Genomic DNA, 20,592 nt, shown 5'->3' with positions numbered 1-20,592 from the left:
GAAACGCTCTAATTAGAGATAAAGTAGCGTTCCTGTATCTGCTTCTTAAACTGGGCGTTTAAGTGGCCACTTTTTAATACCTGTCAAATACGATCCGTAGCCTGTGATACATCTAAACCTTATTTTGCTTTCTATTTGTGGGTCTAATTTTATTGACGCCTTCAATCGTTAAGCGGAATTGGAAATAGGCTCCTTACCCCCAACTCAGTTGTAGGCGGAAATTCGTCTAAAAATACGTCTGAATTGCTTTGGCGTAATCAGCGAAGGCAAGCTCCGGCTCGGGAAGGTCAGGATGCCACAATTTTTCCCATTCAAAACTGTAATAGCCAGCATACTGGTTAGCTTTCAGCATATCGATTGCTTCCCGGAGGGGAGTTTCGCCTTTACCCAAAAACGTGAGTTGCGGCTTTCCATCGACCATTTTGCCGTCTTTGATATGGGTATGACGAATATATTTTTTCAGCGCCTGATACACCTCTTTGGGCGGCTCCTTGGTTACTGACCACATATTGAAGATGTCCCAGATCATGCCTACGTTCGGATGCTCGGCCTGTTTCAGAATTCGCAGCAGCACATCTTTTCCGACCACTTCGCCGTGCGATTCGAGCAGCACCGTTACGTTCGCCTTTTTGGCGTAATTCCCCAGTTCGAGCAAGCCTTCACCGATTAGGTTTAGCGTCTGCTCACGGTCCTGATCCTTGGGAAGATCGTTCGGGAACACCCGGACATACGGGCACGACAACTCCTGGGCCAGATCAATAAACCGCCGGGCTTCGGCCAGATTTTTCTCCCGCTTCACCGGATCGAGGTAATGCAGGGCTGTCGAGGCTCCCAGGTTACAGATTTTTACGTTGTGGGCAGCAAACTGCTTTTTGGTCGCTGCCAGCCGGGCCGGGGTACTGAATTCCGGGCAATTAGGTAAGAAAAGTTCCCCCTGTAATCCCCGGATTTCGATGGCCTCGTACCCGTCGGATGCGGCTGTCGTCAGGATTTGTGCCAGCGGCCATTTAGGGCATCCCAGGGTGGAGAATGACAGACGAGGTTTTGCCCCTTTCACTGAAAAGCCCATGGCCGACGTTCCGGCCAGGGCAAGCGTTGTTTTAAGGAAGGTTCGACGGGGTATCATGGCTATATAGTATGCGTTTTCAGTTGTTTTACGGCGTAGTCAGCCGCCCGGGCCGTTAGGGCCATGTACGTTAGGGAAGGGTTTTGCGTTGAGGTCGAGGTCATGCAGGCGCCATCGGTAACGAACACATTCGGGCAGCTATGCAGCTGGTTCCAGCGGTTGAGCATTGACGTTTTAGGGTCTTTCCCCATCCGTACCCCACCCATCTCGTGATTTTCGTTGCCGGGAGTACGTTGGGTGTCTAGTTTACGGATGTTCGTAAAACCCGCTGCGGTATACATTTCGGATAACTGATCGAAGAAGTCGTTCAACATCTTTTTATCGTTGTCGTCGTAGGCTACCGAAATACGCAGTTGCGGAATTCCATACGGATCCGTTAGCGTAGGGTCAAGTCGAACCCGGCTCGCTTCTTTGGGAATAGTTTCTCCCATCATGCTGGCTCCCACGTTCCAGTTTCCGTAGGTCGTTTGCAGCAGTTGTTCTTTCAGGCTGACGCCTAACTCCTCGGTGGGCGGCACCGTACCGCGCCCCGCCGAGAAGGCTACGGCATAGCCCCGTAGAAAATCGGTTTCCTGCTTGTGCAGGTTTCTGAACCGGGGCAGGTAGCACGCATTAGGCCGGACTCCATCGGTCTTAAATTCCTGAAAACCATCGTACTCCGCACTAATCCGTCCTCGGTAGCTATGAAACGCTACGTATTTGCCCAGCACGTTGTAGTCGTTGCCCAGCCCGTCCGGGAAGCGGTTTGACCTTGAATTGAGCAGGATCAAATTCGTGTTCATCGTCGACGCGTTCAGGAAAATAATCCGGGCATAATACTCCGTCATTTGGTGCGTCTGCGTGTCAACTACCCGGACGCCGATTGCCCGTTTTCGCGATTCATTGTAGATCACTGAATGGACTACCGAGTGGGGCCGTAACGTCATGCGCCCGGTGCGGTCCGCCCAGGGGATGGTCGATGCGTTGCTGCTGAAATAGCCACCGTAGGGGCACCCCCGATCGCACAGATTCCGATGCTGACACTTCGCTCTACCCTGCTGAAAATGAATGGGCTCCGGTTGCGTCAGGTGGGCAACACGTCCGATAATGATCGGACGGTCAGCGTATTTGCTGCGCATCTTGTTCTGAAAATAGGACTCTACGCAACTCATCTCGTGGGGCGGTAGAAACTCCCCGTCGGGCAATTGGGGCAGGCCATCCCGATTCCCCGATACGCCGATAAAGCGTTCGACGTAACTGTACCAGGGCGCAATGTCTTTATAGCGAATGGGCCAGTCGACGGCGTAGTCATCGCGGGCTGGACCGCTGAAATCAAAGTCGCTCCATCGCTGTGTCATACGCCCCCACAGTAACGAACGGCCACCTACCTGATACGCTTTGATCCAGTCGTAAGGTTGTTCCTGTACATACGGCTGTTCCGCATCTTTAGTAAAAAAGTGAGCCGTATCTTCCCGAAATGCGTAATTCTTGCTGGCAATCGAATACTCCTTACGAACCGCCAGGGGCACCTGTCCGCGGTGTTCGAGTTCCCAGGGCTGTGCCATCGTGGTTGGGTAATCGACAATGTGCTTGACGTCCCGTCCCCGCTCCAGCACAAGCGTCCGTAACCCCCGGCCGGTCAGTTCCTTGGCTGCCCACCCTCCACTAATACCCGTACCGACCACGATGGCGTCGAAGGTTCGCTCTTTTATCGTATCAATTGCCAGATAAGTCATCTTCGTTGCCAGCCGGGTTATCGTTTGCAGCCGCAAGGGTTGCCCGGTGAATATATTCAGAAAAAACACTTCTTAAGTAATCCTACTGTCCGGTCAACTGCATCATCCATCGCCACGTTGCCTTAACTGACAAAAGATAGCGGTTTTTGACTAATAACCCGGGTTCTGAGTAATACTCGGGTTGATGGCCATTTCGGTACTAAGGAAAGGGAACAGGTAATCCCGACTGGCGTCAAAATTGAGGTGTGGTTCCAGGGAGTTAGCCCCTTTGAAGACAGCATCTCCCAGTTTACGCCGTTTGATGTCGTACCACCGCTTGAACTCGAAGGCCAGTTCGAGCCGCCGTTCTTCCAGGACGAGATTGATGAAAGCCTCTTTGCTCATACCCAGTGTCACATCGGCCGGAAAGCTTGTCTGGCGGCCAGCCCAGTTGCGCGCCCGGCTTCGAATCTGATTGATATAACCAATAGCTTCGGCGTTTGGTCCATTGTTTACTTCGGCTAACGCTTCGGCCGCCGTTAGAAGTACCTCGGCGTAGCGAAAACAAACGTAATTATGATCGGAATAACGGCCTTCGGAGTTGGCATTACCCGGATAACGGGCAAACTTGGCAATGTGCGGACGAGCGGCCGTTGGAAATGCGGTATAGGGCTTTACTACACCACCGATGCGCATGGAGTCTTCAAAACTTACTTTTTTACGATAATCGCGGGCGTCCCAGCTCTGGTATACCTTCAGGGTCGGTACCGCCACACTCCAACCGTTTTGATCGGTACCCCGAATTCCCGTCATAGCGCCCATCAGATCATCGTTTGTACTTTCGGGTCCTACTTTCTGACCTACGAAATCTACCGCAAAAATGGTTTCTTTGAGCTGATCGGCTTTGGTCGCAATAAATAAATCCTGAAAGTCAGCTTCCAGCCGATACCCAAATTTATCTTTATTATCAATCACCCATTTCGCTTCGGCATACGCTTTCTGATAATCACCCCGCATGAGATACACCGTCGCCAGACACGTCGCTGCCGACCCTTTGGTGGGGCGGGTGCGCACATCGGCCGGTTGCTGATCGGGTAGCCACTGTTTGGCAAATTCCAGATCGGTAATGATGCGGGCGTAGACATCGTTCTCCGCCATTTTGTTAATACCCTTCACCGATTCCGGATCGGTCACGAATGTGTCGATGTACGGAATGGCACCAAACGTTTGGACCAGATGAACGTACGAAAAGGCCCGCACAAACCGCGCTTCGCCAATGGTTGGGTTGATCTGTTCAGGCGCCAGCTTTAGTCCCTCGGCCCCGTTGATGGCCGCGTTGGTCGTACTGATTACTTTGTACCAGCGGGGCCAGAAGGAAGCGACCAGTCCGTTGCTGGCATCCATGTTAAAATCGTTGGTTTGCTGACGAGCGGCCGCCGTTGTCCGGTCGCCGATGTCCGCCATATCGTCGCGGAGCATCAGTGCCGTTACGAAGTTGCGCCCGTACAGGGGTTCGGAAGCAATAAGCCCGTACGCTCCGTTGATGGCCGTTTGTACGTCTTTCGTGGTCTTGAACAAACCTTCGGGTGCCAGTACACCCAGGGGCTTTTCTTCCAGATCTGTGCAGGAAACCAGCGCACCCATCAGCACTGCCAGCAAGTATTTATTAGTTGACGTTTTCATAATCAAAGCGTTGTGACTGATTAAAAGCCAATGTTTAATCCTACCGTGTATGATTTAGCGTTTGGGTAGCTACCGTAATCAAGTCCCAGATTTTGGTTACCGTTCGCCGAGCCAGACGAATTGTAGTTAACTTCCGGGTCGTAACCCGGATAGTCGGTTATTGTCAGGATGTTCTGCGCACTCGCGTAGATGCGTAAGCGACTGATTTTAGCCCGGCTGGTGAACGACTTGGGGAAGGTGTAGCCCACGGCCAGGTTTTTTAGCCGTGCATAACTTGCGTTGTAAATCCAGCGGGTCGATACCCGACGGGTACGCGCCCCTGACGCTTTCGGCACGTTGGTATTGGTGTTCTGGGGTGTCCAGCGATTCAGGGCGTTGGTGGTCGCGTTATTGATTCCCGACAATAGGTCCAGTTCCATGAGCGTGTAGCTCAGCATATCGTTTCCCTGCGATCCCTGAAAGAACAGGTTTAGGTCCAGGTTCCGCCATTTGAACTCGTTGGTCCAGCCCCAGATAAACTTCGGATTGGGATTGCCAATAATGGTCCGGTCGTTGCTATTGATAGCTCCGTTGCCATCAAGGTCCCGAAACTTTTCTCCACCAGCCGTCTGTTCAAAGCCGGAGCCGGTCAGAAATGCGTCGCCAGTCTGGTAAACGCCATCGTATATCCAGCCATACATGCTACCCACCGGTGCACCTTCGCGCAGAATCTGCGTTTGATCCAGGCCAATCAGATGCCCCGGTGCCGACGAATAGAAAATGTCTTTCCCGCCGGGTAAACTCAGCACCTTGTTGCGGTTCAGGGAAAGATTAACGTCCATATTCCAGCGGAGCGGGCCTGTCAGGTTCCGGGTTCCCAGCGTAACTTCGAATCCCTGATTCTGTAGCTTACCGATGTTTTTCAACTGGCTCGTGTAGCCCGAATACTGCGGCAGGGGAACGCTGAAGAGTAAATTTGATGTAGTGGTCCGGTAGTAATCGAGTGTCAGGTTCAGCCGGTTGTTAAACAAACTAATGTCGGTGCCCAGATCGAATTGAGCCGCAGTTTCCCAGGTCAGGTCGTTGTTGGCAATGGACGATGGGGTGATGGCGTTGACGCCAACCCCGTTGATAGCTGCATATACCGTCGAAAAACGAGCGAGCGTCTGGTAGGGTGCAATGGCCTGATTACCTGTGATGCCGTAACTGGCCCGCCACTTCCACTGACTTATCCAAGGCAGACCCGCCATGAACGATTCGTTGCCCATGTTCCAGGCGAAGGCCCCTGATGGAAAAAAGGCCCACTTGTGGTTGCGGCTAAAGGTTGATGAACCATCGTAACGCGCGTTGATCGTAACCAGATACCGATCGTTCAGGGCGTAATTGATCCGGCCGTACCAGGACGCCAGTTTCCAGTCGGTCAGCCCCGAGGAGGGAGCTTGCCAGACCGACGAACTCCCCAGGTTCCAGTACGAGAGAGCATCGCTGATAAATGACTGCCCGCTACCGCCCCAGCTTTCATTGCGGGAAGTCTGGTAGGAAAACCCACCCACCACGCCCACGCGGTGGGCCTCACCAAACGATTTGTCGTAGGACAAATAGTTCTCACTCTGAAACAACGTATTACGAAAACCAGTCATGGAGGCTTCGCCCCCAACGGACGCTCCGGCATTCAGCGTAGTAGGCGTGTACATCCCTGTCCGACCGGTGTTGGTTGTCGTGCCCAACGTAGCTCTGAATTTCAGGTCGCTGCGAAGTTGGTATTCCGCAAACAAATTTCCCTGTGTCTGATCCGTAACATTATTGTTCTGGCGCTGGGTAGCGATAGCGTAGGGGTTGTCGATCGGGTCGGAAATGGCGGCAATGGTAAACCGACCGTTGGCATCGTAAATTCCTAAGTCGGGACCAAATTTATAAGCTGATGCGATTACGCCGGTACCAGCTGGTCCGCCCGATAGCTCCTGACTGACTACGCCAGCTTTGTTGCTGCGTTGTCCGAACACATTCAGACCCACCCGCAGCTTATCGGAGACTTTGATATCGATATTACTGGTGATCGAAAACCGGTTGAAATCAGAATTAATAACGATTCCTTTCTGATCGAAATACGCCCCAGAAATGTAGTATTTCACGTTGTCGTTACCCCCGGATAGGGAAAGCTGGTAATTCTGAATACCCCCTGGCCTGAGAATCTGGTCCTGCCAGTCGGTATTCTGCCCCCGTGATACGTAGTTCGGATTAATTTCTTTGAGGTAGCTCACAAACTGGTCGGCATTGAGTAAGCTGAGCCGTTTGATTTCCTTCTGAAAGGAATGTGAGACGTTAAAATCAATACGCGCCTTACCGCTTTTACCCCGTTTGGTGGTGACCATCACAACCCCGTTGGCACCCCGCGACCCATAGATGGCGGTGGCTGAAGCATCTTTCAACACTTCGATCGATTCAATGTCTTCCGGTGGCGGCAATGTTCCACCAACGAAGCCATCGACCACAAAAATCGGATCGCTACTAGCGTTGATCGAATTGCCCCCCCGGATACGTACCTTGAAACTGGTGCCCGGTTCCCCATTGTTTGCCTGAATCTGAACCCCTGCCGCCCGGCCCTGCAACGCCTGCACGGCTCCTGTGGCAGGATAAGCGGTGAGTTGTTCGCTTTTCACCGAGGCCACCGATCCTGTCAGATCGCTTTTCCTGACCGTGCCGTAGCCCACCACCACCACTTCGTTCAGCGCCTTATTATCGGGTACTAGCTGTACATCAACCGTTGTCCGGTTTCCGATGGCGACTTCCTGGCTCTGATAGCCTACAAAGGAGAAGACTAATGAAGTGGGGCCATCTGGTACGTTAATTCGATACCGACCATTGGCATCCGTTGTAGCTCCCCGAGTTGTATTTTTGACTACGACGCTTACACCTGGCAACCCCTCACTGGTTTCACCCGTTACAACCCCATTGATAGTCCGTTCAACCACCTGGATTGGGCTACTGACATGCGCAGTCACTGGCTGAGCCATACCCACCATTGGGAAAATGGGCGTAGTTGAAGGGGGTGCGTTGAGCGGTTCCTGATAACTCGTTTTAGCATCCGTGCGGGTTGTCAATATGACGTAGGTCAGTTTACCTACTTTTTTAAACCGTAGACCAGCAGGTTGTAGCAAACCTGTCAGGCTTTTCTCGATCGATTGACCCAATTGAAGCGGACTTGTCCCTACTTTAATGCCTTCCAGCAGTTTCTCTTCGAAGAGGATATCAACGTTGTACTGTTTTTTTACCTGCATAATCGCTTCACGTAAGGTAAGCGTATGAGGCTGCGAAGGAGGAAAGCTGGTCGTGTTTTCGTGAAGGTTTTGAGCCAGTAATTGAGCCTGTATGGGAGGAGAATCACATAGATATCCCATCATTCCCGTTAGGCATACGAGAAGTTTTAAAGATCGAGTCATGGACGAAAAGGTGTTATAGATTAACTAATGGATTGGCGTAAGTATGAATGTTTCCACCGATTGATCGGATGGGGTGGTTCGGCTGACTCGAACATTGAGTATTTCGGCAATTACCTGCAAAACATTGTCGGCTGATTTGGCCTGAAACGTTCCACCCAGCGTTCGTCGGGCCAGGACTGAGTCTGCCACTACTACATTGACTCCGAACTGTTCGCTGATCTGGTAGGCAATTACGGATACGGGGGTGTTCTCGAACATGAAACGCCCGTGTTTCCAGGCCTGAAACGCTGATAATGGCTGCTTATGCCGTAGTGTGAGCTGACCCCTGGTTGAAAACGTAGCGACATCGCCGGGCATCATCACGACTGGTTGTGCCTTTAAATTGGTTAGCGAACGTAGCTGTACTTTTCCCTGACTTAAGACAACTTTAGACCCCCGCTCCCGGCTATACACGATGAATTCGGTTCCCAATACCTGTACTTCAAGCTGATCAGGCGTTAGGACAATGAATCGTTGATGATCAGGTAAATGCTGAATGGCAAACTCGGCTTCTCCCGATAGCTTCACCTCCCGACTGCCACTGCCGAAACCAAACCGTGGAACCGTCAGTGAGGAATGCGCGTTCAGGCTGACCCGGCTGTTATCAGGTAATCGAATTGTCCGCACTTCGCCGTACCCGGTTTCATAGTGTTTGTAAAACCACACATCACGTAGCAGAAACAATCCCAGCAATAACAACACACAAGCGGCAGCCCAGCGATAAAACTTCATGCGAATAATCAGCGGCCGAATAGGCTCTGCTGCAGGTGTTTCTCCCAGGCCATTTCGCTGATTCAGTTGCAGTGAGCGTGCGTACGCCTGATCAACATTCGCCGTGAATTGAGGATTTTCCCGCTCCCACTCTTCCAGCCACTGGAAATAGAGCTCCTGGCTGTCTGGTTCCTGTAACCACTCCTGGATCAGCCTATTCTGCAATGGCGTAGTTTTTCCTTCGAATAGGTTCCAGATCGTTTGTTTTGACATAAGTGGTTTCATACGGGAGCAGGCTGGTTACCCTATACGAGTGAAAAAAGTCTGTTTACCCCTTGCTCCACCATCCAGAAACTTAGCAGGATTAACTCCGTTACAAGGCCATAGTGTCGAAGTGCCTGCCGTAGAATGGACAATACTTTAGTGATGTGTCCTTCTACAGTTTTCACGGAAATCTGTAACTCCTCGGCAATTGTTACGTTCTTCTTGCCTTCAAATCGGCTCATGATAAATACTTTTTGGCTCTGGGGTGGCAGCGACCGAACGACCTGTTCAATTTTGAGGTATAGTTCATTAAATTGCATTTCCTGCTGTGGAGTATTGGCTGTCATATTCGCCATCATTTCAGAAAAATCTTCTGTTGGAGTTTCCCGGCTGAACTCTTTGCGAAGATAACCGTACGCGGCATGGCGCACGGTCGTAAACAGATAAGCTCTGTATGATACCGTGATCGTGTGTTGAAGTTGTTTTTGCCAGAATTGGCCGAACACATCGATGACCAGGTCTTCAGCTACGTCTTTTGCGTAAACAAACCTTACTGCATGGTTGCAAAGTGGCTGGTAATACCGCTTAAAGAGCAATTCATACCCTTTACGGGAATCTATTTCAAACGTTTGCCGAATAAACAGCTCCGAGTCAATGAATGCGGGCATACCTCCAGCTGAATCCTCCAGCTCAAGCCGTGGCCCTTGTTGTCGATCAGAATGAGAAGGTTTTTCTGGTTGAGTATGACGGTCCATGCAACAAGCAGTCAGAGGAGTTTACTCATAAGAGTGTTTTAAAGCCCCTATACCCTTGCTCTAATGACGGCATATTTTAAAAAAAATCTACGAATTATGATAAATGGCTATCTCGTCATAAGGCAGTTAATTGCCTTTTTTCAATTTAAATGAGTATGCGTTCTCCCAGCTCTTATCGAATAAGTGCGATAAAGTACTGTGTTTATACCTTATCAACGAGTTTATAAATTTAGCTTTGGCAGTAATGGGCTAGATGGATTTACGTATGATTCGGCATGGCGACTCGACAGTTCATAGGTGAAAGCCGCGCTTGAACCCCCCTTTTCACGTATAAGGCTTGTAAGCTGCGCGTTTGTAGAGGCAAATATTTATCTAATTTATAGCATGCGCCCTGTTAACACCCCTGAAACCGTATGCGACAGATGGTGTTGAACAGAAAGAAAAAATAACTGTCTCTTATGAGCCAGGACCAACTGGGCCTAGAAAACTCTATGTGGTCAATGATCTCTTGAAATCAACGGGTCTGGTTACTACGACCGGCGATCTGGCTCGTTGGGGAGCCCATTTGCTCAATCCCGGCTCTGATGCTGACATCGTCCAGAAAATGAGTACTTCTGGAAAACTAACGGATGGAAAATCGACCGACAACGGCTTGGGACTTGCCCTTGCTACCCATAAAGGGCATAAAGAGATCGGACATTCAGGAGCAGAAGGCGGCTTTAAGGCGCACATGAGTGTTTTCCCGGATGATGATCTGGTGGTGGTGCTGGCCAACGCAGCCGATATTTATTCCCGGCCCGTTGCCAGACAGATTGCGGATTTTCACTTATAACCTATACAGAAAAGTATTGTCCCGGCACCATCCGTACAGGTGGCTGAGGCATCAAAATCGGCACAAACCATACCTTTTGATCGAGACCAGGTTGACCATAGCCAGTTTACCGGAACCATTCCTAGCAGGGCCAAAATCGTAAGCTTCAAAGACCACTAGCTTAAGAAACGCTCCTTTGCCAGAGCAACAAGTGACCGCTGGATGACTGCCAGGTATAATTCTGGTAAGCCCATCTTCTTAAGGCGTATCTTGTGGCCATGAAACCGATTTTCCCCGCCACCTATTCGACGCTTTCCCCGCATGCCCTGGCGGACTTCCTCACTGAACGCTATCCACTGGACTCTGTTCGCTGTACCTTTCTGGTTCGTGGGGTTGGAGACACCTATTTAGTCGACTCCGACCAGGGGCGCTTTATTCTTCGCATCTACCGCGCTACTCACCGAAGCTTCTCTCACGTCCAAGCGGAAGTGGCTATGCTCAAGGCACTACAGCACGCAGGCGTAGCGGTGGCTTATCCCATTGCGGATCGGCTGGAAGAGTGTATTCATCCATTGAATGCCGTAGAAGGGTCGCGCTATGCTGTGCTCTTTAGCTATGCCCCCGGCCAGCCAACGAGAACGCTAAACAACAGCCAGCTACGTGCCCTTGGCCATGAAACGGCACGCTTTCACCAAATCTCATCCACCATTGCCTTGCCGGGAGAACGCTGGATTTTTGATCTAGATACTACCCTATTCCAGCCCCTGGAACGGTTAAAGTCCGCCTTTCTGGCCGATCAGGAAAGTTACCTCTGGTTGCAGCAAGCTGCCCGACAAATCGAGACGAAGATAGCGCTGGTTAACACTACGGGATTCTTGAGCGGCTATTGCCATTTTGACCTACTGCCTAAAAACATGCATTTTGAGGGGGATTCAGTTACCCTTTTTGACTTTGATTTTATGGGGTACGGCTGGCTGGTGTATGACTTGGTTTCTTTTTGGCAACACCTGGCCCTTGAGGTCTATGCCGGGCGGATAACCCAGTCGGCATTTGAGGAGGCCTACGGTATTTTTCTGGAGAGCTATCAAAGCTGTCACCCAATCAGCGATCAGGAGTTAGCCTTGGTTCCTTACCTGAGTCTGGGCTTCTGGCTTTTTTATATGGGCTTTCACACCACTCATGACCAGTTCACCACTTATCTCCAGCCGTCTCATTTGAAGGTTTATACCGGCTTCTTAAGGCATTTGGCGACATTCTATTGGGAATAGTCATCTGAAGTAGGCAGGAAGTAACAAGAGAGACTTGCTGATCCATATTGCCAAATTCTCATATTACCCTCCTGCTTGAAACAAATAAACTTTCATAATAATACGTAGTTAATTGGCTGCCAATAATTAACTACTAACCGCGTCGTGAAGGATTATATAGCCCCGCGTCAATCTCGAATACTTCCGACTTGATGACTTGACAACGAGGAAACAGCTCATGGCGGGGTTGATCAAGTAGTTAGCCATGATGGGTACCACCGAACTGGGCACCTGGACGAGTAAGCGGTCTGGCCTTTGCAGCCAATCCACTAGGAAGGGTTTGAGAGGACAGGGGGCCACTACCCGTGGCTCACCAATCAGGGGGCAGGTCCTGCTCTTGAAAAGAACGTTTTGAATCCGGAACCTCAATGGTGACTAAGTAGTACTGAGGTATATATATAGGATTAAGATGCACCAGCACTTCCAGCAAGCTTAAAGCTGGAGATTCAGTGGTATACAGCAGCGATAGCCCTTTAGGGTTCCAACGACCGCCATACAAGGCAGCTCCTTGTCCAGATAGTGGCTCATGACGAAAAGCGGCCTGTAATAAACGATAAACCAGCACGTAATCAGGTGGAAAATCCGAGGGGAGTGTTAGTAGAAGATGCCGTGCTCAATGCGGCCTAACACATCGTTGACCTGGGCGAAACCGGCAATGGTCGTTAGCGTTTGCAGCGGTGTACGGCCATCCAACTCGCCAAGCGGATAGCGCAGCCAGTCGCGCAAGGCCTGCTCATCGCCAGCGTGCACCCGCAAGCCATGCTGGATAGCTTGCTGCAATAACTCTACTCGTTCGGACGTGGGCCCGCTCAAAGCAGTTTGGCGCCTTAATCGATGCAGGGTACTTCCCGAGAGCGGCAATAGAGGAGCTAATTCTTTCAGGGTAACGCCAAGTTGTTGGGCTAACTGGTTAAGCCTTGCATCGAGTCCGTTGGGTTTAATTTGAACAGGTCGTTTGGCTCGCAGACCCGTTAGCTGGGGGGCTGATTGCTGATTAGTTTTCCTAACTACAATTATCAGTTGACAATTATACAACAATCATCTGACAATTGTAAGTTCTCCTTTGATAGCGTAAGGCTATTGACTAAGTGATTCAGGAATAGTCAAACCATATACTACTAACTGAACCGCGGTAGCAGGTCACTTGACAATTAATAAACAATAAGCGTCTCCTTAAACGCTTCTAGGTGAAACGAAGAAACATTCATAAGTATACCCCTGCATGAGAAAATTGAACGTATCTGTCCCTTAAAATGGGCATTTACTGGTTCGGAAAACATCTACTGTCTCGGTTGGACGACAGCTTAAGTAAATACAGAACGGCTCAGAAACTGACCTGATAGCCGTTCTGTATTTGATTAGTTTAAACGTGGCCCAAACTAGTATTAGGGAAAAACTCTCCTGATGGCGATGTCAAGAAACGGGAATCCATACTTGACTTTTGCAGATAAATTCAGATTGAAACCTGACGCCGATTCGGAAGACCACCTAAAAACAACCCTAGTAATCCGCCCACTAAACCGGAAAGAATAAACTTTATCGCGAACAAGTCTACCAGCAGACGAGAAGGCTTCTCATCAAAGGGCACGGTAGTGCCCAAGGCAAGCACATACCAGATTAGTAGAGGTGTAACACTGACTAACAACCGAGTCAAAAACGAATAGTGTAAGGACCGGCTAAGCACTAGGGCACCGAGCAGGCCACTCATGCCTGCGCTTACATAGAAATGGGGAGTACCATCAACCGGGGCCAGGATTCGCATCCCCATGATACTAATGCCTAGACAGCAACTAAACAGACAAAATCCAGCTACGATAAGCCAACCCACAGGGGCTTGCCTGAACCAGGTGAGTAACGTTTGACTACCAGCTGATAGGTATCTGATCGCCACTTGCAAAAGCAGTAGTAACCAGGCTACGTAGAAGCCGAGTCCAAACAGCCAATGAACATGTCGAAATTCGTTATGCGTCCACTGGTCTAGGCTCGTTTTGGTGACTAAGGCTTCGAATTGATGGTGGCCGATAGAAGCTCCTAAAGCGGAGCCGCCCAGCAAGACCAGCGTTACTAGTATTAATCGGACGGGACGTTGATCGAGCTGATTAAATAACCAGGATCGTAGCCACCCATCCTGGTTGAACCACTGAGGTAAGCCCACCAACAGGCCACTAAACAGCAGTAACGATAGGCTCATATCCAGCAGTGAGGTCAGCAGTGAATCGCCTAAGTAGTGAGCGAACCCTACGCCCCCCAAATCACTCACCGCTTCAAGCGTGTTTTTGACCAGGACGAAACTCACTATACCGACCAGCAGTAGTACCGATTCCCGTTGAGGCTGGGAGGGTCGATCTAATTTATCAAATTCCTCGGCCAAAACGTCGACCGTTCCCACTCGGTGGGTCGCCACTAGAAAAGCCTCTTGCTGACTGAGGCCTGTGGCTTGCAAAGCGTCCATTCCATCCAATAAATGGCTTTGCAGTTCCTGGAGGTCGTCTTTTGTAAACGTTCCGCGTTGCTCGAGTTGGCTAAGCCAGGTTTGCATAGCCTTCGTTAGGTCAAAGTGGGATTTGCTGTCCATAGTGATTGAAGGAGTTGATTAATTGTATTCCAGTTTGTGCGTTCGGCTTCAAGCGTCACTCGCCCCTGCTTTTTTAAGACGTAATATTTGCGTTGGCGCTCATTATCAGCGGTACGCCATTGGGTCTCGACTAATCCTCGCTCTTCAAGTTTTCGTAACACAGGGTACAGAGTACCCTCGGCTACGTCAAGTTGTCCGGCTGAGCGCTCGCGTATTTTGCGGATGATTTGGTAGCCATAACTTTCACCATCGGCCAGAATGGTGAGCACCAGCGGTACTAGCGTGGCCGCAATAAGCTCTTTATTGAATTCGGGCATGTTTTTATACCTAGAATGACAAGGTATTACAAATATACATAGATGTTCTATGCTTGCAAGCTTTTCTTACTAAATTTGACTAGCTCTAAGCGATCAGTCGTTCCGCTCTTAAGTTGTTGTTCCTACTTCATATCGTATAGTATGATGAAACCTTGGGAGCTCGCTTCAATGAGCCAGCCTCGTTGATGGGCGCTGCTCAGGTGATTTCAGCCAATGGGGTGCTAGTGAGTAACCTGCCCGGCGGTAGCTCAGTCGTACAGGTACGGGTCTACAGTGAGAGTAGGTGTTACAAGGACGTGACGGTGCGGCCGCTGCCGACGGTATGTGGCTTGAGACGAATATGCCTTCAGGAGGCTGAGTCTGAGGCAGAGGTGCATTTAGTGAGGTAATTGAACACAATTATTTAGCGTATATTACTGCCCCATAAGCATCTACGATAAATCACTGTACCCAGTTTATAGTGAACCGCATCAATCGACCAGATGGCCCAATTTATGAAAACCATACTGCTGGCTATAGGGGTGTTAGGGTTGGCAAATTGCCAAGCCCAGTCAGTCGATCAATCTCTTCGTAAACGATTAAACCAAAAAGTCGCGGATAAACTGTATCCTAAAATTGATGCTATTCTCGTTGAGCAGGACGATAAGATGATCATCGAGGAGTATTTTAATCAATTCAAAAAAGATACGCCACATGACACGCGCTCCTCGTTCAAATCCATAACCAGTCTGTTGGCAGGTATCGCCATCGACAAAAAACTCCTGGCACTCGATGATCGTTTGGGGCGTTTTTTTCCCGAACTTAAAGACGAGGGCAAGCGTAATATCCGCCTTCAGCATTTATTGGAAATGCGGTCAGGATTAAACTGCGAAGAGTTTTATGAAATTGGCCCCGAATGCGAAGACCAAATGGTTCAAACTCAGGATTGGATTGCCTATTGTTTGGGCGTTAACTTAGTAAGCCAACCGGGCCTAAACTGGTCGTATAATTCCAATGACCCCATGCTGGTGGGCGAACTCATAGCCCGCGCCAGTGGCATGAGCGTGATGGAGTTTGCTAAAAAATATTTGTTTCAGCCGATGGGGATCACCGATTATAAATGGACCGTTTCCCCTAAAGGTCAGGGTATGACCGCTGGGTCTTTTTACATGAAACCTGGGGATATGCTCAAAATAATTAATTTAGTTAAGAATAAAGGCAATTGGAACGGCCACCAAATCGTCAGTGCGAATTGGATAGCAACCTCCACCAATTGCCGAATCCCCATTGATTTTTCGTTTACCCGCTATTCCCGACTCGCAAATGCACACTATGAAAGTGCCCGTTATGGCTTTTTTTGGTACAAGGAGCATTTGCAATACAAAGACATCGACACCGACGTCTTATTTGCGTCTGGCAATGGCGGTCAATACATGATGCTGCTTCCTGCCTATAACCTAACAGCCGTGTTTACGGGCAGCAATTACGGCAACTGGCGGGCTAAGCTTCCCTTCGAAGTACTTCTGAAATATATCCTCCCTGCCCTAAAAAAGTAAATAAAAGTAAGCACGTATGGCCCAAAACCGGACTGAAGCAAAGTGGGCGGTACGCCCGGCCCTAATTGTGCTTCTCTTGAGCGGCAAAGTTGCACAACTCTTCTGCTTAAGACGACGAGGCATATGGAAGAATGGGGCTTTTAAAGCGACATTATAACAGCATGTATCGTTCGGGAAAAGTTGATCGTACATTAGACCGGGAAATGGATAGCTGTGGCTGCTTCGGCTAGATCCCAAAGGCGAGCGGCTGTTCCCTCATCCAGGGCATTTTCGGTATAAGAGAACTTGACAGGATAACCTCGGTAGCCGCCATCTTCGTGGGGACTATAAAAATCACCCCCTACTACATCGGGCATAGTCGCGGCATATAGGCTGGGTAAAGCACCCTGCCAGGGAGCCATCAACGCGCCAATGCGTTGTACGGCAGAATCGAATGCGTCCTGACTCATATACCTCGATAGTTCAGTGGAGTTGGCCCCTGGTTGCACGGCAATGGATTTGACCGAATCACCCACTTGCTTAACCCGTCGGTCCAGTTCTAGTGACAAGAGGATATCAGCCAGTTTACTTTGACTGTATTCGCGGTAGGCATCATAAGACTGCTCGGCATGTAAATTGTCAAAATTAATCTGCCCGTGTAGGTACGCCATGCTGCTCACCGTAACAACACGAGAGCCTGGGGTTGTCTTTAATAAGGGATATAACGAACCCGTCAGCGCAAAATGGCCCATGAAGTTTATGCCAAATTGCAACTCAAAGCCTTCTTCTGTTTTTAGTTTAGGGCAATACATTACCCCCGCATTATTAATCAGCACATCCAGGGTAGCGTGCCGTTGTTGAAACAGTTCGGTAAAGTGTTTCACCGATTTCAGACTAGCCAAATCTAATTGAGCTGTTTCCACGTTAGCCATCTGTACACCACCTGTTTCCAGCTCCTGCCGGATGGCTTGGGCGGCCTGGTCGGCTTTCTGTTGATCACGGCAGGCCAGGGTTACATTGGCTCCGGCTTTGGCTAGAGCCAGGGCTGTTTCATACCCAATACCCGTATTGCCACCGGTTACGATCATGGTTTTCCCCTGCTGATCAGGCATATCATTTGTTGTCCACATAACTGATTATTTTTACAAGGACAAAATTCCGGGAAAAGCGAAAAAAGAGGCCTACAAAATCGAAAGTAAAAAGGACAAAAATCAATCTTCTCTAAACGATTTTGGGGTATTGCCCACCCGTTTTTTGAAAAATGAAGAGAAGTGATTCGGCTCGTCAAAGCCCAGACTCCAGGCGACTTGGTTGATGGTCCAGTCAGTCGTTTTCAGGAGAATTTTGGCTTCCTCCACCATTCGATTGTTGATCAGCTGGATCGTTGTTTGACCTGTTTGCTGTTTGAGGGCTTTATTGAGGTGATTGATATGAATATTGAGTTGCTGGGCAAACTCTGATGGTGTTCTAAATTGTATCACCTGATTCGACAAATCGATGGGGAATTGACGTTCCAGCAGTTGGTGAAAAATTGCTGCAATTCGCTCCGATGCCTTGGAGGGAGGAGCGGCTGAAGCTTCAACGGGGTGTCGCTTCTGAGCGCCATGGATAACTTCCATTAATAGATTACGAATCAGATCGTATTTAAAAATATAGTTACCAATGAGTTCTTCCTCCATACGGCCGAATAGATTTCGGAAAAACGGGACATCGGTGTTTGACAGCATCTGAACACCTAAGCTGGAATGTTGAAACACCGGAAATGTTCTTACCTCGCCCATTCGACTCAAAAACGCTTCGGTAAAAATGCAGATGTATCCGGTTTGTTTTTCTGTGATCCGCTCCCAGAGATAGGGACTCATTGGATTCGTGAATACCAGGCTCGTGCCTTCAATAGCAAAAGTCTTGTCGGCATAAAGAATACGATTTTCTCCCTCAATCAGGCTAATTTTAAAGAAATTGCGTCGACTATAATTCGCCTGTTTATGATGGGGGGATAGCACCTTTTCAATGCGGAACAAGTTAAAGTGGCCAGCCTCACCCGTGAGGGGCTGAAGGGGCTGAAGGGGCTGCTGAATGCGTTCATAGAACGCATCAATGGTCGTATAATCGATCATAACCAAATCTACAAAAAACAAATTAACCTCAATACCTTCTCAATCGCTAAGTGAGTAATGAGAATCAAAATGAATAGTTGCTAGCCCTAGTTAAGTAGTCCCATAAAATGCTCTTCAACGTGACATACTCGTAGGCAAAAATCAAATGTTCTGAAGGCCAGATACTAGCGAATACGGTCTGCTTACCGATACAATGGCTTGTCATACATTCAGTAGTGCTTAACATAGAAATCGTTGTTAGCTTATGCTAGGTTACCATCCACCGAACACCTCGCTGGTTAACCTCGTGCCGGCTCGCCACTTCTACCTGCAATTGCTAAGGGAAGTTGACTTTAATTTTATCAGACCACTTCAGTAAACCATCTGCCTTTATATCCGTCTTATGGTTAACTCCAATTAGTAGGCGTTGAAAATTTTAAGAGAAATGATTCTTAACACGGTTCGCTCACGTATATATGGATTGGTTTTGGCACCTATGAAGCACCATTATTTTATTCTTCTTATGTTAGCCGGGCTAAATTCGGCCTGCATGTTCGGCTCCTACCCGACGGGTTACCCATCAGGTGGTGGGCAACAATATCCATCAAGCGGTCAGCCATCACCCGATGATACATATCCGAATCGGTATCCAACTACAAACCCACCTTCAGGGAGTCAGCCGGGCAAGGGCCGTACGGCTGATCCTGGCGTAACGGTAAACAGTATTCGCCTGACTCGTGATTACACGATTTTAGACTTGACCTACACAGACCAGAACAAGCCGAGCTACGACCGAAACGGGCGTCAGGTACCAACCGGCACGATTGGTTTCGATCCTACCGGCTATCTGGTAGCGGCCAATGGAGCCCGAACGTTTGCCTTCGTGAAGGTCGAAGGGATTCCCGTAAAAAAAGAGCAGATTAATCCGTCTACGGGAAAAAAGGTTCTTGTCGGCAGAAATACGTTTCCTGGAGACCAGATTGCCTTTACCCTGTATTTCGAGCGCCTGGACAAAGGGTTGGAAAATTTTGATTTGTTCGAATGTGTTAGTGACCAATACATTTGTTGGAATATCTATAATCTGCTTGTCGATAATCCAGCCGATCAGGTCGTATATACGCCCCCAACCACGCCGACGCCCAATCCACCCCGATCGTCACCTGCCCCAAAAAACCAAAAATTGCCGCAAGTTTCGGGCGAATCAGGGGGCGAAATGGAAACGCCAAAAGCTAAACCCGCACCTGTACCTACATTCGTGACGGTATCAGGTATAGTAAGCGATGCGAAAAATAAACGACCGGTAACGGCTACGATAGATTACCAGCTTTCAGCCAGCAAGCAGGTACTTGATTCGGTGCAGAGTTTTGCTTCGACCGGACTCTATCGAATGAGCTTAGCGAAAGGGCAAGTGTATACCTACGTGGCCTCCGCGCGGGGGTATCAGTCAGCTAGTGGCGTGTTGGATTTAAGTACCGTAGCCGGGGGACAAAAACTCACGCGTGACATTGCGCTAACACCTTTAGCGGTGGGCGACAAAATCACATTGAAGAACATCTATTTCGAGATGTCGAAGTCAGATTTGCTATCGGCTTCGTTTGCCGAATTAGATAAATTAGGGGCTATGATGCAGGATAATCCTAATATGACGATCCGACTCGAAGGACACACGGACATTATCGGCGATCATGACAAAAACCTGCAACTCTCCCGCGACCGGGTAATCGCCTGTCAGCGTTACCTGGCTCAAAAAGGCATTGATTTAGCGCGTGTACAGGCTGTGGGCTACGGCGATACGCGCCCTATTCTAACCAAAGGTACCGACGAAGAACGCAAAGTGAACCGGCGGGTTGAGTTCGTCATTCTGACGATCTAATAGTAAGGTGTAAGCTATAAACGTCATAAAGTACGGATGCGTATGCAACAGCTGGCGTTGGACAGCTAGTATAAAATCACTGTTTCACAATTCGCTTCCATCTGAGATGATGGGGAATTTGAATAGCTGTAATTCGGATCTAGCTCAGCTAACGAGCTGGAAGTCGGAAGTCGAACGCAATCGGCTGGAAACCAAAAATCGAATCCTCTCCCTGAAAGCCATCGATGAGCCGACCCGCAATACCCACCTGAAACGGACCCGGCCAAGAAATACCGAAAGCTCATCGCTCATTTTCAGCAGCGGGTGCTCAGCCGAATCAGTCAGCTCAAACAAGAACAGAAATTCAGCTGCTTCAGCAGGAAGTTCGTCAAAGGTCGATGCCCGATGCCTAGTTCCGCCAGGTGGCCC

The 20,592-nt window shown here is 49.4% G+C and carries 16 protein-coding genes; 4 read left to right on the top strand and 12 right to left on the bottom strand.

Annotation, left to right across the window (positions count from 1 at the left end; translation table 11 throughout):
- Positions 1–226: 226 nt before the first annotated feature.
- The 6 genes from ACYVC2_RS12930 to ACYVC2_RS12905 form a co-directional block, all read right to left on the bottom strand.
- The gene (locus ACYVC2_RS12930; RefSeq protein ID WP_461102847.1) at positions 227–1,126 is read right to left on the bottom strand and encodes a sugar phosphate isomerase/epimerase family protein; all 900 of its coding nucleotides are present in this window, start codon (positions 1,124–1,126) and stop codon (positions 227–229) included.
- Between the two features lie 2 nt (positions 1,127–1,128).
- Entirely contained in the window at positions 1,129–2,841 is a 1,713-nt protein-coding gene (locus ACYVC2_RS12925) for a GMC oxidoreductase (protein WP_461102846.1), read from the bottom strand.
- A 150-nt stretch (positions 2,842–2,991) separates the two neighbouring features.
- Positions 2,992–4,503, bottom strand: coding sequence for a RagB/SusD family nutrient uptake outer membrane protein (locus ACYVC2_RS12920; protein ID WP_461102845.1), 1,512 nt, complete (start codon positions 4,501–4,503; stop codon positions 2,992–2,994).
- A 20-nt stretch (positions 4,504–4,523) separates the two neighbouring features.
- Positions 4,524–7,922, bottom strand: a complete 3,399-nt coding sequence (locus ACYVC2_RS12915) for a SusC/RagA family TonB-linked outer membrane protein (RefSeq protein ID WP_461102844.1) — start codon at positions 7,920–7,922, stop codon at positions 4,524–4,526.
- Between the two features lie 24 nt (positions 7,923–7,946).
- Positions 7,947–8,945 carry a FecR family protein gene (locus ACYVC2_RS12910; protein WP_461102843.1) on the bottom strand — a complete coding sequence of 333 codons (999 nt, stop codon included), beginning with the start codon at positions 8,943–8,945 and terminating at the stop codon, positions 7,947–7,949.
- A 32-nt stretch (positions 8,946–8,977) separates the two neighbouring features.
- Positions 8,978–9,691 carry an RNA polymerase sigma-70 factor gene (locus ACYVC2_RS12905; protein WP_461102842.1) on the bottom strand — a complete coding sequence of 238 codons (714 nt, stop codon included), beginning with the start codon at positions 9,689–9,691 and terminating at the stop codon, positions 8,978–8,980.
- 493 nt (positions 9,692–10,184) lie between these two features.
- Between ACYVC2_RS12905 and ACYVC2_RS12900 the strand changes: the two genes are divergently transcribed.
- Positions 10,185–10,523 (top strand): serine hydrolase, encoded by a 339-nt coding sequence (locus ACYVC2_RS12900; RefSeq protein WP_461102841.1) that lies wholly within the window; start codon positions 10,185–10,187, stop codon positions 10,521–10,523.
- A 257-nt stretch (positions 10,524–10,780) separates the two neighbouring features.
- Positions 10,781–11,770: a phosphotransferase enzyme family protein gene (locus ACYVC2_RS12895; RefSeq protein WP_461102840.1), complete on the top strand. Its 990-nt coding sequence runs from the start codon at positions 10,781–10,783 to the stop codon at positions 11,768–11,770.
- A 349-nt stretch (positions 11,771–12,119) separates the two neighbouring features.
- On the opposite strand, the gene ACYVC2_RS12890 is transcribed toward ACYVC2_RS12895, so the two are convergent.
- From ACYVC2_RS12890 to ACYVC2_RS12875, 4 genes are all read right to left on the bottom strand, one after another.
- The gene (locus ACYVC2_RS12890; RefSeq protein WP_461102839.1) at positions 12,120–12,374 is read right to left on the bottom strand and encodes an RES family NAD+ phosphorylase; all 255 of its coding nucleotides are present in this window, start codon (positions 12,372–12,374) and stop codon (positions 12,120–12,122) included.
- 29 nt (positions 12,375–12,403) lie between these two features.
- Positions 12,404–12,844, bottom strand: a complete 441-nt coding sequence (locus ACYVC2_RS12885; protein ID WP_461102838.1) for an antitoxin Xre/MbcA/ParS toxin-binding domain-containing protein — start codon at positions 12,842–12,844, stop codon at positions 12,404–12,406.
- Between the two features lie 418 nt (positions 12,845–13,262).
- The gene (locus ACYVC2_RS12880) at positions 13,263–14,384 is read right to left on the bottom strand and encodes a permease prefix domain 1-containing protein (protein ID WP_461102837.1); all 1,122 of its coding nucleotides are present in this window, start codon (positions 14,382–14,384) and stop codon (positions 13,263–13,265) included.
- Positions 14,357–14,701, bottom strand: coding sequence for a PadR family transcriptional regulator (locus ACYVC2_RS12875; RefSeq protein ID WP_461102836.1), 345 nt, complete (start codon positions 14,699–14,701; stop codon positions 14,357–14,359). The genes ACYVC2_RS12880 and ACYVC2_RS12875 overlap by 28 nt, the downstream gene beginning before the upstream one ends.
- Positions 14,702–15,195: 494 nt before the next feature.
- Between ACYVC2_RS12875 and ACYVC2_RS12870 the strand changes: the two genes are divergently transcribed.
- Positions 15,196–16,236, top strand: coding sequence for a serine hydrolase domain-containing protein (locus ACYVC2_RS12870; protein ID WP_461102835.1), 1,041 nt, complete (start codon positions 15,196–15,198; stop codon positions 16,234–16,236).
- A gap of 191 nt (positions 16,237–16,427) precedes the next feature.
- Here ACYVC2_RS12870 and ACYVC2_RS12865 read toward each other — a convergent pair whose 3' ends face one another.
- Positions 16,428–17,345 carry an oxidoreductase gene (locus ACYVC2_RS12865; RefSeq protein WP_461102834.1) on the bottom strand — a complete coding sequence of 306 codons (918 nt, stop codon included), beginning with the start codon at positions 17,343–17,345 and terminating at the stop codon, positions 16,428–16,430.
- An 81-nt stretch (positions 17,346–17,426) separates the two neighbouring features.
- The gene (locus ACYVC2_RS12860; protein WP_461102833.1) at positions 17,427–18,332 is read right to left on the bottom strand and encodes a helix-turn-helix domain-containing protein; all 906 of its coding nucleotides are present in this window, start codon (positions 18,330–18,332) and stop codon (positions 17,427–17,429) included.
- 475 nt (positions 18,333–18,807) lie between these two features.
- Here ACYVC2_RS12860 and ACYVC2_RS12855 point away from each other — a divergent pair, with 475 nt between their 5' ends.
- Complete coding sequence (locus ACYVC2_RS12855; protein ID WP_461102832.1) at positions 18,808–20,184, top strand: OmpA family protein; 1,377 nt, start codon at positions 18,808–18,810, stop codon at positions 20,182–20,184.
- Positions 20,185–20,592 lie beyond the last annotated feature (408 nt).

This window comes from Spirosoma koreense, assembly GCF_054777875.1.
The sequence above is the reverse complement of the archived record's forward strand: the minus strand, read 5'-3'. Positions and strand labels throughout refer to the sequence as shown.

Excerpts from the sequence above, each read along its gene's own strand:
- ACYVC2_RS12930 (WP_461102847.1), bottom strand. The coding sequence starts at position 1,126 with ATGATACCCCGTCGAACCTTCCTTAAAACAACGCTTGCCCTGGCCGGA.
- ACYVC2_RS12925 (WP_461102846.1), bottom strand. The coding sequence starts at position 2,841 with ATGACTTATCTGGCAATTGATACGATAAAAGAGCGAACCTTCGACGCC.
- ACYVC2_RS12920 (WP_461102845.1), bottom strand. The coding sequence starts at position 4,503 with ATGAAAACGTCAACTAATAAATACTTGCTGGCAGTGCTGATGGGTGCG.
- ACYVC2_RS12915 (WP_461102844.1), bottom strand. The coding sequence starts at position 7,922 with ATGACTCGATCTTTAAAACTTCTCGTATGCCTAACGGGAATGATGGGA.
- ACYVC2_RS12910 (WP_461102843.1), bottom strand. The coding sequence starts at position 8,945 with ATGTCAAAACAAACGATCTGGAACCTATTCGAAGGAAAAACTACGCCA.
- ACYVC2_RS12905 (WP_461102842.1), bottom strand. The coding sequence starts at position 9,691 with ATGGACCGTCATACTCAACCAGAAAAACCTTCTCATTCTGATCGACAA.
- ACYVC2_RS12895 (WP_461102840.1), top strand. The coding sequence starts at position 10,781 with ATGAAACCGATTTTCCCCGCCACCTATTCGACGCTTTCCCCGCATGCC.
- ACYVC2_RS12880 (WP_461102837.1), bottom strand. The coding sequence starts at position 14,384 with ATGGACAGCAAATCCCACTTTGACCTAACGAAGGCTATGCAAACCTGG.
- ACYVC2_RS12875 (WP_461102836.1), bottom strand. The coding sequence starts at position 14,701 with ATGCCCGAATTCAATAAAGAGCTTATTGCGGCCACGCTAGTACCGCTG.
- ACYVC2_RS12870 (WP_461102835.1), top strand. The coding sequence starts at position 15,196 with ATGAAAACCATACTGCTGGCTATAGGGGTGTTAGGGTTGGCAAATTGC.
- ACYVC2_RS12865 (WP_461102834.1), bottom strand. The coding sequence starts at position 17,345 with ATGTGGACAACAAATGATATGCCTGATCAGCAGGGGAAAACCATGATC.
- ACYVC2_RS12860 (WP_461102833.1), bottom strand. The coding sequence starts at position 18,332 with ATGATCGATTATACGACCATTGATGCGTTCTATGAACGCATTCAGCAG.
- ACYVC2_RS12855 (WP_461102832.1), top strand. The coding sequence starts at position 18,808 with ATGAAGCACCATTATTTTATTCTTCTTATGTTAGCCGGGCTAAATTCG.